General features: G+C 76.6%; 1 protein-coding gene. It reads left to right on the top strand.

Annotated features, from left to right (window positions below):
* Positions 1 to 24: 24 nt before the first annotated feature.
* Positions 25 to 1,320, top strand: a complete 1,296-nt coding sequence (locus GT030_RS02125) for an aminotransferase class V-fold PLP-dependent enzyme (protein ID WP_237522159.1) — start codon at positions 25 to 27, stop codon at positions 1,318 to 1,320.
* Positions 1,321 to 1,417: the final 97 nt, after the last annotated feature.

Here is a 1,417-nt window from a genome sequence, read left to right as displayed (position 1 = left end):
GCCACCCACGTCGTTCCCGCCCCGCTGCCGGTGCTCGGCCGGGACGTCCGGGTGCCGCTCGTCACCGGGGGAGAGGTTGGCTACGCCGCGCTCGACTACGCCGCCAGCGCCCCCGCGCTCCAGCGGGTCTGGGACGACGTCGCCGCCTACGCCCCCTACTACGGCAGCGTGCACCGGGGCGCCGGGCACCTCTCGCAGCTCTCCACCGAGCTGTTCGAGAACGCCCGCCGCACGGTCGCGGAGTTCCTCCACTGCCGGGACGACGACCAGGTGGTCTTCACCCGGTCCACCACGGACTCCCTGAACCTGCTGGCCCGCGCGCTGCCCGCCGGGTGCGAGGTGTACGTCTTCGAGACCGAGCACCACGCCGCGCTGCTGCCCTGGCGCGAGGCCGACGTGACCTTCCTGGACGCCCCGCGCAGTCCCGAGGCGGCCGTGCGCACGCTGGAGCGGGCCCTCGCCGTCCGGGACACCGCACGCCCCGCGCTGGTCTGCGTCACCGGGGCCTCCAATGTCACCGGCGAGGTGTGGCCGGTGCGTGAACTGGCGGCCGCCGCGCACGCCTTTGGGGCGCGGATCGTGCTGGACGCCGCCCAGCTGGTGCCGCACCAGGCGGTGAGCGTGCGCGAGCTGGACGTCGACTGGATCGCGTTCTCCGGGCACAAGCTGTACGCGCCCTTCGGCTCCGGGGTGCTGGCCGGGCGGGCCGACTGGCTCTCGGCGGCCGAGCCGTACCTGGCGGGCGGGGGCGCCAGCCGCACGGTGGCCCGGCGGGCCGACGGCTCGGTGGCGGTGGAGTGGCACGAGGGCGCCGCCCGGCACGAGGCGGGTTCCCCCAATGTCATCGGCGCCTACTCGATCGCCTCGGCCTGCCGGGCGCTCGCCGAGGCCGGTCCCGAGGCGCTGGCCGCCCGTGAGCGGCACCTGCTCGGGCTGCTCCGCTCGGGCCTCGCCGAGGTGCCCGAGGTGCGGGTGCTCTCGCTGTTCGGCGACGACGCCCCGCGCGTGGGCGTGGTGTCCTTCGTGGTGGAGGGCTGGAACAGCTCCCACCTCGCCGCCGCGCTCTCCGCCGAGTACGGCATCGGCGTCCGCGACGGCCTCTTCTGCGCCCACCCCCTGGTGCACGCCCTGCTCGGCACCGGCGCCGCCGAGCAGGCCGGCTGCGGCACCGGCACCCTGAACGCCGTCCGCGTCAGCTTCGGCGCGGGCACCCCGGACGAGCACGTGACCCGCTTCGTGACAGCGGTCCGCGAGCTGGTCACCCGAGGCGCCCGCTGGACCTACCGCACGGAGAACGGCCGCTGCGTCCCGGAGAGCTGAGGCGCGGCTCCGGCGGCCCGGGGGCTCGACCCGGCCGGACGGCGTCGGCTCGGCGGGGGAGAGGCAGGGCGGCACGGCGGGTGCCCCGAAGCGGCCG

Source organism: Streptomyces sp. SID1328 (assembly GCF_009865595.1).
Taxonomy (GTDB): domain Bacteria; phylum Actinomycetota; class Actinomycetes; order Streptomycetales; family Streptomycetaceae; genus Streptomyces; species Streptomyces griseoluteus.
The sequence above is the reverse complement of the archived record's forward strand: the minus strand, read 5'-3'. Positions and strand labels throughout refer to the sequence as shown.